This window comes from Micrococcus sp. iso_239, assembly GCF_056173395.1.
The window spans coordinates 1,200,134-1,214,439 of sequence record NZ_CM149672.1 but is presented as its reverse complement, the minus strand read 5'-3'; the positions used below and the strand labels follow the sequence as shown (position 1 = coordinate 1,214,439).

General features: G+C 72.7%; 15 protein-coding genes. 7 read left to right on the top strand and 8 right to left on the bottom strand.

Translation table 11 applies throughout. From position 1 onward, the window contains the following. Nucleotides 1-15: 15 nt before the first annotated feature. Nucleotides 16-762: a beta-ketoacyl-ACP reductase gene (locus AC0VX2_RS05665; RefSeq protein WP_036315234.1), complete on the bottom strand. Its 747-nt coding sequence runs from the start codon at nucleotides 760-762 to the stop codon at nucleotides 16-18. Between the two features lie 171 nt (nucleotides 763-933). On the opposite strand from AC0VX2_RS05665, the gene AC0VX2_RS05660 reads away from it, so the two are divergent. From AC0VX2_RS05660 to AC0VX2_RS05650, 3 genes are read left to right on the top strand one after another with little or no spacing between them, the layout of a single operon-like run. Then, the gene (locus tag AC0VX2_RS05660; protein WP_044658935.1) at nucleotides 934-1,401 is read left to right on the top strand and encodes a DUF3099 domain-containing protein; all 468 of its coding nucleotides are present in this window, start codon (nucleotides 934-936) and stop codon (nucleotides 1,399-1,401) included. Next, entirely contained in the window at nucleotides 1,398-1,769 is a 372-nt protein-coding gene (locus AC0VX2_RS05655) for a hypothetical protein (RefSeq protein ID WP_036315240.1), read from the top strand. Before AC0VX2_RS05660 ends, AC0VX2_RS05655 begins: the two co-directional genes overlap by 4 nt. After that, on the top strand, nucleotides 1,766-2,683 hold the full coding sequence (locus AC0VX2_RS05650) for an SURF1 family cytochrome oxidase biogenesis protein (protein WP_036315243.1): 918 nt from the start codon (nucleotides 1,766-1,768) through the stop codon (nucleotides 2,681-2,683). The genes AC0VX2_RS05655 and AC0VX2_RS05650 overlap by 4 nt, the downstream gene beginning before the upstream one ends. A gap of 30 nt (nucleotides 2,684-2,713) precedes the next feature. Here AC0VX2_RS05650 and abc-f read toward each other — a convergent pair whose 3' ends face one another. After that, nucleotides 2,714-4,312 (bottom strand): ribosomal protection-like ABC-F family protein, encoded by a 1,599-nt coding sequence (gene abc-f / locus AC0VX2_RS05645; RefSeq protein ID WP_475432785.1) that lies wholly within the window; start codon nucleotides 4,310-4,312, stop codon nucleotides 2,714-2,716. Nucleotides 4,313-4,433: 121 nt separating this feature from the next. Here abc-f and ypfJ point away from each other — a divergent pair, with 121 nt between their 5' ends. Further along, on the top strand, nucleotides 4,434-5,381 hold the full coding sequence (gene ypfJ, locus AC0VX2_RS05640) for a KPN_02809 family neutral zinc metallopeptidase (protein WP_069941298.1): 948 nt from the start codon (nucleotides 4,434-4,436) through the stop codon (nucleotides 5,379-5,381). A gap of 108 nt (nucleotides 5,382-5,489) precedes the next feature. Here ypfJ and AC0VX2_RS05635 read toward each other — a convergent pair whose 3' ends face one another. The 5 genes from AC0VX2_RS05635 to AC0VX2_RS05615 all read right to left on the bottom strand — a co-directional run bounded on the left by AC0VX2_RS05635 (nucleotide 5,490) and on the right by AC0VX2_RS05615 (nucleotide 10,110). Then, nucleotides 5,490-5,816: a metal-sulfur cluster assembly factor gene (locus AC0VX2_RS05635; protein WP_070708819.1), complete on the bottom strand. Its 327-nt coding sequence runs from the start codon at nucleotides 5,814-5,816 to the stop codon at nucleotides 5,490-5,492. 1 nt (nucleotide 5,817) lies between these two features. Further along, the gene (gene sufC / locus AC0VX2_RS05630; protein ID WP_135040051.1) at nucleotides 5,818-6,582 is read right to left on the bottom strand and encodes a Fe-S cluster assembly ATPase SufC; all 765 of its coding nucleotides are present in this window, start codon (nucleotides 6,580-6,582) and stop codon (nucleotides 5,818-5,820) included. Nucleotides 6,583-6,628: 46 nt separating this feature from the next. Next, nucleotides 6,629-7,867: a Fe-S cluster assembly protein SufD gene (gene sufD, locus AC0VX2_RS05625; RefSeq protein WP_036315255.1), complete on the bottom strand. Its 1,239-nt coding sequence runs from the start codon at nucleotides 7,865-7,867 to the stop codon at nucleotides 6,629-6,631. Between the two features lies 1 nt (nucleotide 7,868). After that, nucleotides 7,869-9,341: a Fe-S cluster assembly protein SufB gene (gene sufB / locus AC0VX2_RS05620; RefSeq protein ID WP_063189240.1), complete on the bottom strand. Its 1,473-nt coding sequence runs from the start codon at nucleotides 9,339-9,341 to the stop codon at nucleotides 7,869-7,871. A 76-nt stretch (nucleotides 9,342-9,417) separates the two neighbouring features. Then, nucleotides 9,418-10,110 carry a helix-turn-helix transcriptional regulator gene (locus AC0VX2_RS05615; protein ID WP_223247562.1) on the bottom strand — a complete coding sequence of 231 codons (693 nt, stop codon included), beginning with the start codon at nucleotides 10,108-10,110 and terminating at the stop codon, nucleotides 9,418-9,420. 143 nt (nucleotides 10,111-10,253) lie between these two features. Between AC0VX2_RS05615 and AC0VX2_RS05610 the strand changes: the two genes are divergently transcribed. From AC0VX2_RS05610 to AC0VX2_RS05600, 3 genes are read left to right on the top strand one after another with little or no spacing between them, the layout of a single operon-like run. After that, nucleotides 10,254-11,219, top strand: coding sequence for an ABC transporter ATP-binding protein (locus AC0VX2_RS05610; protein WP_223247537.1), 966 nt, complete (start codon nucleotides 10,254-10,256; stop codon nucleotides 11,217-11,219). Further along, nucleotides 11,216-11,992: an ABC transporter permease gene (locus AC0VX2_RS05605; RefSeq protein WP_036315265.1), complete on the top strand. Its 777-nt coding sequence runs from the start codon at nucleotides 11,216-11,218 to the stop codon at nucleotides 11,990-11,992. The genes AC0VX2_RS05610 and AC0VX2_RS05605 overlap by 4 nt, the downstream gene beginning before the upstream one ends. A gap of 42 nt (nucleotides 11,993-12,034) precedes the next feature. Then, nucleotides 12,035-13,051: a COX15/CtaA family protein gene (locus tag AC0VX2_RS05600; RefSeq protein ID WP_119217296.1), complete on the top strand. Its 1,017-nt coding sequence runs from the start codon at nucleotides 12,035-12,037 to the stop codon at nucleotides 13,049-13,051. A gap of 87 nt (nucleotides 13,052-13,138) precedes the next feature. Here the strand turns inward: AC0VX2_RS05600 and AC0VX2_RS05595 are convergent, their stop codons facing one another. After that, nucleotides 13,139-14,122: a heme o synthase gene (locus AC0VX2_RS05595; RefSeq protein WP_036315269.1), complete on the bottom strand. Its 984-nt coding sequence runs from the start codon at nucleotides 14,120-14,122 to the stop codon at nucleotides 13,139-13,141. Nucleotides 14,123-14,306 lie beyond the last annotated feature (184 nt).

Sequence of the window (14,306 nt, the reverse complement as noted above, 5' to 3'; positions counted from 1 at the left end):
AGCGGTCGGTGGTCGTCAGTGGCCCATGCCCAGGCCGCCGTCCACGGGGATCACGGCCCCGGAGATGTACGCGGCCTCGTCCGAGGCCAGCCAGCGCACGACGCCGGCCACCTCCTCCGGGGCGGCGAAGCGGCCGGCCGGGATGGACGTCTTGTACTGGGCCTTGAGCTCGTCGTCGAGGGACTGCGTCATCTCGGTGTCGATGTAGCCGGGGGCCACGACGTTCGCGGTCACGCCGCGCGCGCCGAGCTCGCGCGTGATCGAGCGGGCCATCCCGACGAGGCCGGACTTGGAGGCGGCGTAGTTGACCTGGCCGGGCGAGCCGAGCAGGCCCACCACGGAGGAGACCAGGACGATGCGTCCGCGCTTCAGGCGCATCATGCCCTTGGTGGCGCGCTGCACCACGCGGAAGGCGCCGGTGAGGTTCGTGTCGATCACCGAGGTGAAGTCGTCCTCGGACATGCGCAGCAGCAGCTGGTCGTGGGTAATGCCGGCGTTGGCCACGAGCACCTCGACCGGGCCGTGGACCTCCTCGACCTCGCGGAAGGCCGCGTCCACGGAGGCCGCGTCCGTCACGTCGGCCCGGACCGCGAGGACCCCCTCCGGCCCCTCCCCCGAGCGGGAGGTGATGGCCACCCGGTCGCCGTGCGCGGCGAACGCCCGGGCGATGGCCAGGCCGATGCCGCGATTGCCCCCCGTGACGAGGACGCTGCGGCCGGCGGCCTGCGCGTCCGCTGCGGGCGTGGTGGTCTGATCGGCCATGGGAACACCTTCCGGACGGGACGGGACTAGACTGAAGCACCGGCGCGGCGCCGTCGACGCCGTCCTGCGGGACGCCGCCGAGGGCGGGCGCGCCGGCATGTGAACCACCACTCTACGTCCGCGGCCACGCGGGGGCCCTCCGCAGGGCGCGACGTGCCAGGAGGATGCGCCATGACCAGCTCCGCCGCCGGCTCCCGAGCCGGCCGTCCCGCCCGCGCCGGGCGCGGGACGACACCGGAGGTCCAGGGGGTCACCACCGCCGCCGCCGGCCGCAGCGCGGACCGGGAGGCGCGCATGAAGGTCTACCTGGTCCAGATGCTGCTCCGCACCGCCTGCTTCGTCGCCGCGCTCTTCACCCACGGCTGGTGGCAGCTCGGGTTCATCCTCGGCGCGGTCGTGCTGCCCTACGTCGCCGTCGTGCGCGTGAACAACACCGGCCCGCAGCAGGCCGGCACCCTGCACGCCGTGCCCGCCCAGGGACCCGCCCTGGCCCCCCGCCCCGACGACACGGCGGCGCCCAAGCCGGTCGTGCTCACCGGCGACCTCGTGGACGACCCGCGCGACCGTGCGCCCCGGGCGCTGGGCCGAGGGTCCTCGTCCGCCGGCGGTCCCGGCCTGCCCGGACGGGGCGCCGCGTGATCGGGGCGGGCCCGGGTGAGCCGGGCATGGACCTGCTGGGCGCCCTCGCGTCCGGCCGCCTCGACCCCGCCGCCGGTGCCTCCGCCGCCCGATCCCCGCACGCCGCAGCGGACGGGCCCGAGCGGCCGGTCTGCTCGCGCCGCGGGTGCACCGCGGAGGCGACCTGGGCCCTGGAGTGGAACAACCCGCGCGTCCACGCCCCGGACCGCGTGAAGACCTGGCTGGCCTGCGCGGACCATCGACCCTTCCTGGACGACTTCCTGAGCGCCCGCGGCTTCCTGCGGCGCTCCCGCCCACTCGACCCGCCCGCCACGGAGGCGCCCGAGGTCGAGACGCCCGAGACCCCGCAGGAGCCCCCGCGCCCATGAGCACCCCCGCACCCATGTCGGCCCCGACCGCCCGCGACGCCGAACGCCTGCCTCCCCTGCGCTTCGGCTTCCTTGCCACCGGCCCGTGGATCCTCGGCTTCGTGCTGTGCATCCTCTTCGCGTTCCTGTGCCATGCGCTCGCCCAGTGGCAGTGGGACCGCCGCGTGGAGGTCCAGCACCGCGTCAACCGCGTCCTGGAGAACTACGACGACGACCCGGTCCCGTTCGCCGAGGCCTCCCGGCTGTTCACCGCGTTCCAGACCGAGGACGAGTGGACGCCTGTGACACTGACCGGCGAGTACCTCGTCGACGAGACGCTCATCGTCCGCAACCGTCCCCGCGCCGGCCAGCCCGGCTACGAGGTGCTCGTGCCGTTCCGGACGGACGAGGGCCCCGTCGTCGTGGTGGACCGCGGCTGGCTCCCGGTGGGCAACAGCCCGGGTCAGCCGGACGCCGTGCCGGCCCCGCCCGCCGGCCACGCCGAGGTCGTGGTGCGGGTCAAGCCCGGGGAGCCGGCCCTGGACCGCGACGCCCCGGACGGCCAGGTGCCCTCGATCGACCTCGCCGAGATCGCCGACACCGTGGGCGGGCCCGTGGCCGGGACGGCCTACGGGATCATGGTCACGGAGGACCCGGCGGTGGAGTCGATGCCGCAGAAGCTCGTCGAGCCCACCCTGGACGAGGGCCCGCACCTGTCCTACGCGATCCAGTGGTACCTGTTCGCGGCCATGGGCTTCGGGGTGTGGGGGTACTCCGCGTGGATGCGCGCCCGCAACGACCGGGCCGACGCCCTCGACGACGCCGCGGACGACGGGCTGCTCTCCGCGCACCGGGTCCCCCGCGCCAAGCCGGCCCGGCGGCGGCGCGACGGGCGGCTTACGGACGAGGAGGCCGAGGACGCGCTCTTCGACTGAGCCCGCCCTCCGCCTCGGCGGCCCGCGCACTCAGGCGAGGGTGATGAGGTCCCTGTAGTCGTCGTTCCAGAGGTCCTCGACCCCGTCCGGCAGCAGCACCACGCGCTCGGGGTCGAGCGCCTCGACGGCGCCCTCGTCGTGGGTCACGAGCACCACGGCACCCTCGTACTGGCGCAGCGCATGGAGGATCTCCTCACGGCTGGCGGGGTCGAGGTTGTTCGTGGGCTCGTCCAGCAGCAGCACGTTCGCGCTCGAGGCCACGAGCGTGGCCAGCGCCAGGCGGGTCTTCTCGCCACCGGAGAGGACGCGGGCGGGCTTGTCGACGTCGTCGCCCTGGAAGAGGAACGATCCGAGCAGCGTGCGCGCCTGGGTGTCGCCGAGCTGCGGGGCGGCGTGGCGCATGTTGTCCAGGACCGACGCGTCCTGGTCCAGGGTGTCGTGCTCCTGGGCGAAGTAGCCCAGCTTGAGCCCGTGGCCCGCCTGGACCTCGCCGGTGTCCGGGGTCTCCTCCCCGGCGAGCATGCGCAGCAGCGTCGTCTTGCCGGCGCCGTTGTAGCCCAGGATCACCACGCGCGAGCCGCGGTCGATCGCCAGGTCCACTCCCGTGAAGATCTCGAGCGAGCCGTAGGACTTGGAGAGGTTCTCGGCGCGCAGCGGCGTCTTGCCGGAGGCCTGCGGGGTGGGGAAGCGGATCGCGGCCACGCGGTCGACCGCGCGCTCGCCCTCGACGCCGCGCATGAGCCGCTCGGCGCGCTTGATCATGTTCTGCGCGGCGGTGGCCTTGGTCGCCTTGGCACGCATCTTCTCGGCCTGGGCCATGAGGGCCGAGGCCTTCTTCTCCGCGTTGGCGAACTCCCGGCGGCGGCGCGCCTCGTCCTGCTGGCGCTGGGCGAGGTAGTTCTTCCACGTCATGTTGTAGACGTCCATGGTCTGCCGGTTCGCGTCCAGGTAGAGGACCTTGTTCACGGTCATCTCCATGAGCTCCACGTCGTGCGAGATCATCAGGAGGCCGCCGGAGTAGGTCTTCAGGTAGTCGCGCAGCCACACGATCGAGTCGTGGTCGAGGTGGTTGGTGGGCTCGTCCAGCAGCATGATGTCCGCGTCGGAGAAGAGGATGCGGGCGAGCTCCACGCGGCGGCGCTGGCCGCCGGAGAGGGTGTGCAGCGGCTGGCCCAGGACGCGGTCCGGCAGGCCGAGGTTGGACGTGATCCGGGCGGCCTCGGACTCGGCCGCGTAGCCGCCGCGGGCCTCGAACTCCGCCTCCAGACGGGAGTAGCGGTTCATCGCCCGCTCCCGCTCGGCGTCGTCGACGGCGGCCATCCCGGCCTCGGCCTCACGCATGCGGCGGATCGTCTGGTCCAGGTCGCGGGCGGAGAGGATGCGGTCGCGGCCGGACTGGTCCATGTCCTCGACCTTGGGGTCCTGGGGCAGGTAGCCGATGCGCCCGGTCCGGGTCACCGTGCCCGCCGTGGGCTGCCCGCCGCCGGCCAGGACCTTGGTCAGCGTCGTCTTGCCGGCGCCGTTGCGCCCCACGAGGCCGACCTTGTCCCCCTTGTCCACGCGGAAGTTCACCTCGTCCATGAGGAGACGGGCGCCCACGCGCAGTTCGACATCGGTGACGGTCAGCATGGGGGTGTCAGACTCCAGGGGTCGAGGGAAGGACAGGGGTGCACCGGCGGGGCCGGCCGATCTCGACGGGCGGGGGCCAGTGCGGTGCCGGGCCAGTCTAGTCCGTCTACACTCTGGCCCCATGAGCTTCAACGAGAACGTGCAGATCGACGCCGGCCGGGCCCGATCGGGCGGTGGCGGCGGGCTGGGGGGCCGGGGCATCGCCATCGGCGGTGGCGGCGGCCTGCTCGCGTTGCTGCTCGCGATCTTCGCCCCCGGGCTGGCCGAGCAGCTCGGGATCGACACGGGCGGCGGGTCCGTCGGCCAGAGCCAGTACCAGCAGCAGACGGGCTCGGGCGGCCAGAGCCAGCCCCTCTCGGACGAGGAGTGCGCCAGCGGTGCGGACGCCAACCAGAACACGGACTGCCGCGTCATCGCGACCACCGAGGCCGCGGACGAGTTCTGGGGCGAGTACCTCGCGCAGTTCTCGGACATCCAGTGGCGCCAGCCGCAGCTGACCCTGTTCCAGGGCGGCGTGAGCACCGGCTGCGGCAGCGCCTCCTCGGCCACGGGCCCGTTCTACTGCCCGGCGGACGAGTCCATGTACTTCGACACCGCGTTCTTCGAGACGCTGCAGACCGATTTCGGCGCCGAGGGCGGACCGCTGGCGGAGGAGTACATCGTGGCGCACGAGTACGGCCACCACGTTCAGCAGGTGACCGGCTACCTGCAGCACTCCAAGGACGGGACCACCGGCCCCACCTCCGGCGCCGTGCGCGCAGAGCTGCAGGCCGACTGCTTCGCCGGCATGTGGGCCGGGCACGCCGCCTCCACCGTGGACCCCGAGTCCGGCGCGCCGTTCCTGAAGCCGATCTCGCAGGACCAGCTGCGCCAGGCCATCGACGCGGCCTCCGCCGTGGGCGATGACCGCATCCAGTCCACCCACACCGGCCGGGTGGACCCCGAGGCGTTCACGCACGGCACCTCGGAGCAGCGCATGGCCTGGTTCATGCGCGGCTACCAGAGCTCCCAGCAGGAGCCCGACATCCGCCAGTGCGACACGTTCCGGGCCTCCTCCCTGGACATCTGAGCCGGGAGCGCCGGGGCGCCTGCCGGCCCGTCCGCACTCCCCCACCACGACGGCGGCCCGTCACCTTCTGCGCGAAGGTGACGGGCCGCCGTCGTCGTCCGGACCGGATCAGATGTTGAAGCCGAGGGCGCGCATCTGGTCGCGGCCGTCCTCGGTGATCCGCTCGGGGCCCCACGGGGGCATCCAGACCCAGTTCAGCCGCCACTCGTCCACCATGGTGCCGATCGCGCGGGAGACCTGGTCCTCGATTTCGTCCGTGAGCGGGCAGGCCGCGGTGGTCAGGGTCATGTCCACGAGCAGCGCGCCGTCGTCGGCGTAGTGCAGCCCGTAGAGCAGGCCCAGGTCCACGACGTTGACGCCCAGCTCCGGGTCGATCACGTCCTTGAGGGCCTCACGGATGTCCTCCGTGGGCACCTGGTTCGCGGTCTCCGTCATCTCAGGCCCCCGCCGCGGCCTTCTCGAAGCGGGCGTAGCCCTCGGCCTCGAGCTGCTCGGCGAGCTCCGGGCCGCCGGACTCGGCGACGCGGCCGTCCACCAGCACGTGCACGTGGTCCGGCTTGATGTAGTTGAGGATCCGCGTGTAGTGGGTGATCAGCAGGGTGCCCATCTCGTTCTGCGCCTGGGCGCGGTTGACGCCCTCGGAGACGATGCGCAGCGCGTCGACGTCGAGGCCGGAGTCGGTCTCGTCGAGGATCGCGAACGTGGGCTTGAACAGCTCGAGCTGGAGGATCTCGGCGCGCTTCTTCTCGCCGCCGGAGAAGCCCTCGTTGACGTTGCGGTTCATGAACGCCGGGTCGATCTGCAGGGCCTCGAAGGCGCCCTTGACGTCCTTGGTCCAGGTGCGCAGCGAGGGGGCCTCGCCGTCAAGCGCGGTCTTGGCGGTGCGCAGGAAGTTGGTCATGGTGACGCCCGGGATCTCCACGGGGTACTGCATGGCCAGGAAGAGGCCGGCCTGGGCGCGCTCGTCGACGCCCATCTCCAGCACGTCCTCGCCGTCGAGGGTGATGGAGCCGGAGGTGACCTCGTAGCGCGGGTGGCCGGCGATGGTCGAGGCCAGGGTGGACTTGCCGGAGCCGTTCGGGCCCATGATCGCGTGGGTCTCGCCTGTCTCGATGGTCAGGGAGAGGCCCTTCAGGATCTCCTTGGGGCCGTTCTCGGTCGCGATCTGCACGTGCAGGTCGGTGATCTGCAGGGTTGCCATGGTGGTTCTCCTCGGGTGGAAGGCGGTGGGGTCTGCGGGGCGTCGGTCAGAGCTGCGCGATGCGCAGCTCGTCCTCCATGACGGCGGTCAGCTCGTCCTCGACGTCGCCGATGCCGATCTTCTGGATGATCTCGTTGAGGAAGCCGCGCACGATCAGGCGGCGGGCCTCGGTCTCGGAGATGCCGCGGGCCATCAGGTAGAACAGCTGGGTCTCGTCGAAGCGGCCGGTCGCGGACGCGTGGCCCGCCCCCTCGATCACGCCGGTCTCGATCTCCAGGTTCGGCACCGAGTCCGCGCGCGCCCCGTCGGAGAGCAGCAGGTTCTGGTTCTTCTCGTACGTGTCCGTGCCCTCGGCCTCCTTGCGGATCAGCACGTCGCCCACCCACACGGTGCGCGCGTCCGTGCCCTGCAGGGCGCCCTTGTAGAGCACGTTCGAGACGCAGTCCGGCTGGTTGTGGTCCACGAACAGGCGGTTCTCGAGGTGCTGACCGGCGTCGGCGAAGTACAGGCCGTACATCTCGGCCTCGCCGCGCTCCGCGGCGAACCGCGCGGTCGGGGTCAGCCGCACCACGCCGCCGCCGTAGGACACGGCCACGTGCTTGAAGTGCGCGTTCGTGGCGACCGAGGCCTGCTGGGCCGAGACGTGCACGGCATCGCCCTCCCAGGCCTGCAGTGCGACCACGTTCAGGCGGGCGTCGCGGCGCACGTCGAACTCGACGTTCTGGGCCAGCACGGCGGTGCCGCGGTGGGCGATCACGACGTCGGCCTGCGCGTTCTCCTCCACGAGCACGGTCAGGTGCATCGCGGCCGGGTCGGCGGAGGAGCCGACGACGTCGATGCGCACCGGCTCGGCGACCTCGCCGGAGATCGTCACGACGGTGGCCTCGGAGACCGAGTTCCAGGCCGCGGCGGACACGCGGTCGTCCGGGGTCAGCACGGAGCCGACGCGGGCGTCGTCGCGGGCCACGGTCTCCACCGTGACGCCGGCCTGCTCGGCCACGGTCACGGCGGGCGCGGCACCGGTCAGGCGCGCGTCGTCGCCCTCGGGCAGGTGCAGCCCGCCCAGGCGCTTGAGCGGGGTGAAGCGCCAGTCCTCCTCGCGCCCCGTGAGCACGGGGAAGTCGGACAGCTCGAAGGAGCTGAGGCGATCGGCGCGCGAGCCCGCGGCGTTGCGCTCCCGGCCCCCGGCCCGGGCGGCCGGGTTCTGCGCGGCGGTGAGCTTCTCGCCCTCCTCGCCCATGCCCGGGATCATGGTCCGCTGGGTGTTCTCAACGGTGTCGGTCATGTCAGCCCACCGATCCTTCCATCTGCAGTTCGATCAGCTTGTTGAGCTCGAGCGCGTACTCCATGGGCAGCTCGCGGGCGATCGGCTCGATGAAGCCGCGCACGATCATGGCCATGGCCTCGTCCTCGGACATGCCACGGCTCATGAGGTAGAAGAGCTGCTCCTCGGACACCTTCGAGACGGTCGCCTCGTGGCCGAGGGTCACGTCGTCCTCGCGGATGTCGATGTACGGGTACGTGTCGGAGCGGGAGACCGTGTCCACGAGCAGGGCGTCGCACACCACCGAGTTGGCGGAGCCGTTCGCGCCCTCGGCGATCTGCACCAGGCCGCGGTAGGCGGCGCGGCCGCCGCTGCGGGCCACGGACTTGGACACGATCGAGGAGTTCGTGTGCGGGGCCATGTGCACCATCTTGGAGCCGGTGTCCTGGTGCTGGTCCTTGCCCGCGAACGCGACGGAGAGGGTCTCGCCGGTGGCGTGCTCGCCGGTCAGGTACACGGCCGGGTACTTCATGGTCACCTTGGAGCCGATGTTGCCGTCGATCCACTCCATGGTGCCGCCGGCCTCGACCACGGCGCGCTTGGTCACGAGGTTGTACACGTTCGTGGACCAGTTCTGGATGGTGGTGTAGCGCACGCGGGCGTTCTTCTTCACCACGATCTCGACGACGGCAGAGTGCAGCGAGTCGGACTGGTAGATCGGGGCGGTGCAGCCCTCGATGTAGTGCACGTACGAGTCCTCGTCCGCGATGATCAGCGTCCGCTCGAACTGGCCCATGTTCTCCGTGTTGATGCGGAAGTAGGCCTGCAGCGGGATCTCCACGTGCACGCCCTTGGGCACGTACACGAAGGAGCCGCCGGACCACACGGCCGTGTTCAGGGAGGCGAACTTGTTGTCGCCGACCGGGATCACGCTGCCGAAGTACTCCTCGAAGATCTCCGGGTGCTCCTTGAGCGCGGTGTCGGTGTCGAGGAACACGACGCCCTGCTCCTCCAGGTCCTCGCGGATCTGGTGGTAGACGACCTCGGACTCGTACTGGGCGGCGACGCCGGCCACGAGACGCTCGCGCTCGGCCTCGGGGATGCCCAGGCGCTCGTAGGTGTTGCGGATGTCCTCGGGCAGGTCCTCCCAGGTCTTGGCCTGGCCCTCGGTGGAGCGCACGAAGTACTTGATGTTGTCGAAGTCGATGCCGGACAGGTCCGGGCCCCACGCCGGCATCGGCTTGCGCTCGAAGTACTTGAGGGCCTTGAGGCGCAGGTCACGCATCCACTCCGGCTCGTCCTTCTTGCCGGAGATGTCGCGCACGACGTCCTCGTTCAGACCGCGGACGGCCTTCTCGCCGGCCGCGTCGGAGTCGGCCCAGCCGTACTGGTAGGCGCCGATGGCGTTGAGCTCGGGGTTCTTGTCGAGGATCTCCTGGATCACGCCGGGGTCGGCGGTCTCCGCGGAGTCCCGCTGGACGATCTGGTCGGTCATCTCAGCCTCTCTCACTAGTCACTGCGGTCGGGGTCGGTCGGGTGGTCGGCGGGAGCCGGGGCGAGGCCCGCGCGGCTCAGTCGCGGCCCAGCGGCACGTGTGTGGTGCACACGTGGGCGCCGGCGGCGAGGGTCGAGAGCCGGCGCACGTCCACCTCGAGCAGGCGGGCGAACAGCGCGGTCTCCTCTTCACAGAACTCCGGATGGCGCGCGGGAATTCCCTGGAACGGGCAGTGCCCCTGGCAGACCTGGTCCGCGCGGAGGGTGGGCGCCAGGCCCGCGCCGAAGTGGCGCAGCGTGCCGGCGTAGCCGGCCTCGTCGAGGACCCGCGCGAGGATCCGGGTGCGGTCCTGCAGCGCGGTCTCCCGGCCGTCGACGGCGGCCGTGAAGCGCTCCTCGATCTCGCGGAAGGCGTGGCGCGCGGTGCGGCGCACCTCCTCCTCCCCGCCGAGCTCCTCGAGGCGGGCCAGGGTGTCCAGGGCGACGGCGAGGTGGTCCTTGGGCAGGTGCTCCTGCGCGTGCGAGGTGACCACGTAGCGGCGGGAGGGCCGTCCCGCGCCGCGGGCCGCGGTGACCCGCTTGACCTCGACGAGCGAGTCCTCCTCGAGCGCGTCCAGATGGCGGCGCACGGCGGCCGCGGTCAGCTCCAGCTCGCGGCCGATCTCGGCCGCGCTCACGGGTCCACGCGTCAGGACCAGCTGCAGCACACGCTCGCGCGTGCCCTCGGCCGGGGCCGGAGCGGGGGGCGACGCAGACTGATCCGAATACACCACGCCATCATGACCTATTGATCTGGAACGGTTCAAGTGAGGCTCACCTGGCTTGATGACGCCCACGGCGGAACCCGCCGCAGACCCGGGCACCCCCGGCCCCACGAGCCGGGGTCGCAGGGCCCGAGGACTAGACTGGCACAGTGCCCCGACCTCCCCTGACCCCGGATCCCGTGCCGCGCGACGAGCCCGTCCTGCGCCTGAGCGACGTCCACCGGAGCCTCGGCCGCGGCCGGTCCCGCACCCCCGTCCTGCGGGGCGTCGACCTCACTGCCCGTGCCGGCGCCGTCACGGTGCTGCTCGGCCCCAACGGGGCCGGCAAGTCCACCACCCTCGGCCTCTGCCACGGCATGGACCGGCCCGACGCCGGCACCGTGCGCGTGTTCGGCGCAGACCCGTGGCGGGCCTCCGCCGACCTGCGCGCCCGCATCGGCGTGATGTGGCAGGAGGGCGGCCTGCCGCCCGCGATCCCCGCCCGCCGCTTCGTCGGCCACGTGGCGTCCCTGTACCGCGACCCGCTGCCCGTCGAGCCGCTGCTGGAGCGCCTGCTGATCGCCGAGGTCGCCGGCCGCCCCCTGCGCCGCCTCTCCGGTGGCCAGCGCCAGCGCGTCGCGCTCGCGGCCGCCCTCGTCGGCCGGCCGGACATGCTGTTCCTCGACGAGCCCACCGCGGGCCTCGACCCGGAGACCCGGCCCGTCGTGCACGACGTCGTGCGTGAACAGACCGACCGCGGCGCCGCCGTGCTGCTGACCACGCACCTGCTCGACGACGCCGAGCGGCTCGCGGACGACGTCGCCATCCTGCGCGCCGGCCGCGTGGTGCGCTCCGGCTCGCTGGCCGAGCTCACGCGCGTGGCCGAGGGCGACGTCGTCGACGTGGACTTCGGCGACGCCTCCCCCGACGCCGTCCGCGCCTGGGCCGACACCCTGCCCGCGCCGCTGCGCGCGGCCGGCCTCGACGAGTCCGCCCGCCTGCGCGTGGCCGGCGTCCGCGGCCCGGACGACCTGGCCGTCCTCGCCGCGAGCTGGCGGGAGCACGCCCTGATGCCCACCCGATTCGAGCGCGCCGGACTGCGCCTCGAGCAGATCCTCCGGGAGACCGCCGCATGAGCACGCCCGTCGTCGACCACCGCGCCCCGGCCGGCACCGGAGCCCACGCCGGCGCCGCCCCGCTGGCCGCCCGCGTCCTGCGTCAGGCCGGCTACGAGACCGGCACCGCGCTGCGCAACGGCGAGCAGCTGCTCGTCACCGTGGTGCTGCCCCTGCTCGCGCTCGTGGGCGTGCACGTCACCGGCCTGCTGGACGCCCCCGGCCGCTCGGGCCTGGACGTGGCCGTGCCCGGCGTGCTCGCCCTGGCCGTGATCAGCTCCGCGTTCACGGCCACCGCGATCGCCACGGGCTTCGAGCGTCGCTACGACGTGCTCGCCGCCCTGGCCACCACCCCGCTGGGCACGCTCGGCCTCGTCGCCGGCAAGGCCCTGGCGGTGGTGGCCCTCCTGCTGGTGCAGGTGAGCGTGATCGGCGGCGTCGGCCTGGCGCTCGGCTGGCGTCCGGACCCCGAGGGGATCCTGCCGGCCCTCGTCGCCCTCGCGCTGGGGGCCGCCGCCTTCACGGCCCTCGGGCTGCTGCTCGCCGGCACGGCCCGGCCGGAGGCGACCCTCGCCGTCGCCAACCTGCTGTGGGTGCTGTTCGGCGCCGTCGGCGGCACGGTGTTCCCCGCGCGGGTGCCCGGCGTGGACCTGCTCCCCTCCGGCGCGCTGGGCACGGCCCTGCGGGCCGCCCTCCTGGACGGGGCCTGGTCGCCCGTCCCCCTGCTCGTGCTCACCCTGTGGGGCGCCGTGGCCGTCGCGGCCGCGCTCCGCTGGTTCCGCTGGCGGCCCTGAGCCGTTCCCCGTCCCCCTGCATCGAACGATCGGAAGGACACCGTGTCCACCACCACCCCCGCGGCCGGGACCGCCCCGGCCGGGCTCGCCGCCCGCCTGCCGCAGCGCCTCACGAAGGCCACCATGGCCCTCGCCGTGGCGTCCCTGGCGTCCGAGATCGGCATCATCGTCACCGGCGGCGCCGTGCGCCTCACCGGCTCCGGCCTGGGCTGCCCCACGTGGCCCAAGTGCTCACCCGAGTCCCTCACCAACACCCCAGAGATGGGCATCCACGGCTACATCGAATTCGGCAACCGGACGCTGACGTTCGTCCTGGTGGTCATCGCCGCCGCCATGTTCCTGTCCCTGTGGAACCTGCGCGGCACCCACCGGAGCCCCTTCTGGCTCTCCGTGGGCCTGCTGGCCGGCATCCCCGCGCAGGCCCTCGTGGGCGGCGTCGTGGTCCTGACGCATCTGAACCCGTGGTGGGTGGCCGGTCACTTCATCGTGTCCTCGATCATGGTCGCCGTGGCGACCCTGCTCGTGGTGCGCATCGCCGCCGAGCGCCGCGCCGGCCGGGCGGGCGTGCCCCTCGTGGACGGCGCCACCACCGTCCGGTCCCGTGCCGCCGCCTGGGCGGCGTTCGCGCTGACGTGGGCCGCCGTGTACCTGGGCACCGTGGTGACCGGCACGGGCCCGCACTCCGGCGACCCCGGCTCGCCGCGCCACGAGTTCGACCCGCTGCTGGTCACCCGGATCCACGTGATCCCGGTGTACCTGCTCCTGGCGGCCGCCCTGGTCCTGTTCTTCACGGTGCGCCGCGCGGCCGGCGCCTCCCGCCTGCAGCGCGCCGCCGTGCTGCGGCTCCTGCTCGCCCTCGTGTTCCAGGCCGCCGTGGGCTACACCCAGCACTTCACGGGCCTGCCGATCGGTGTGGTCCTGCTGCACATGCTCGGCTCGGCACTGCTCGTGGCGTCGGCGACGGAGGCCTGGGACCGGCAGGTCGCCCGCTACGTCACGGCCGGACCCGGTGCCGCGGTCGAGACCGCCACGCCCCCGCGCACCGTCGCCGCGGGCTGACGCCCCGCGCACGCGAACGGCCCCGCACCGGCTGGTGCGGGGCCGTCGTCGTCGGCGTCCCGGGGAGCGCTGGGGGCGGACCGGCGCTCAGGCGCCGAAGTGCATCAGCGGCGCACCCACGAACGGGTCCACGGCCAGGGCGATGAACAGCAGCGTCAGGTAGGTGATGGAGAGGTGGAAGACCTTCATGGCCTTGCGGTCCTCGAAGTCCTCGCGCTGGGCCTGCACCTGCAGCACGTGGGACTCCCAGATGAACCAGCCGCCGACGACGAGCGCGACCGCGGTGTAGACGATGCCGGCCCAGCCCATCGGCACGAGCAGGAGGGAGCAGGCCACGGTGGCCCACGCGTAGAGCACGACCTGGTTGGAGACGTGGCGCGCGGAGGCGATGGCGCCGAGCATCGGCACGTCGGCCTGCTGGTAGTCGCGCTTGTACTTCATGGACAGCGGCCAGTAGTGCGGGGGCGTCCACAGGAAGACCACGAGGAACAGCACGATGGCCGGCCACTCGACGGTCCCGCGCACGGCCGCCCAGCCGATCAGCACGGGGAAGCAGCCGGCGATGCCGCCCCACACGATGTTCTGCTCCGTGCGGCGCTTGAGCACGAGCGAGTACACGACCACGTAGAAGAAGATGGCGGCCACACCCAGGCCGGCCGCCAGCCAGTTGGCGCCGAACCCGAGGATCAGGATGGACACGACCGTCTGCACCCACGCGAACACGAGGGCCTCGCGGGGGGTGACCTCGCCGGTGACGAGCGGCCGGTTCTCGGTGCGCTTCATGACCCGGTCGATGTCGCGGTCGATGTAGCAGTTGAAGGTGCCGGAGGCGCCGGCGGCGAGCGCACCGCCGACGAGCGTGGCGATCATGGTGAGCACGTCCGGGAAGCCGCGCTGCGCGAAGATCATGGTCGGCAGCGTGGTCACCAGCAGCAGCTCGATCACCCGGGGCTTCGTCAGCTCGACGTACGCCCGGACCTTGCGGCGCAGGGGCAGCGGGGACCGGTCGACGACGCCGGGCTCGGCGGCGGCGACGCGGGCGGCGGACGGCGACTCCAGGGAGGATGACATCTGCTTCTCACGGTGAGGGGACGGTGGGCGTGCCCGTCCCGGGGTTCGGATCGGCCACTCGGGCGGTCCGCCTGCGGTCAGGCCTTGACCCAGTCTACTCGTGTCAACGGCTGTTCGCCCGGGGGCGAAGCATGTCATGAGGCGCCCGGTCGGGCCCGCCCCGCCGTCGCGCGGCTAGGCTGGG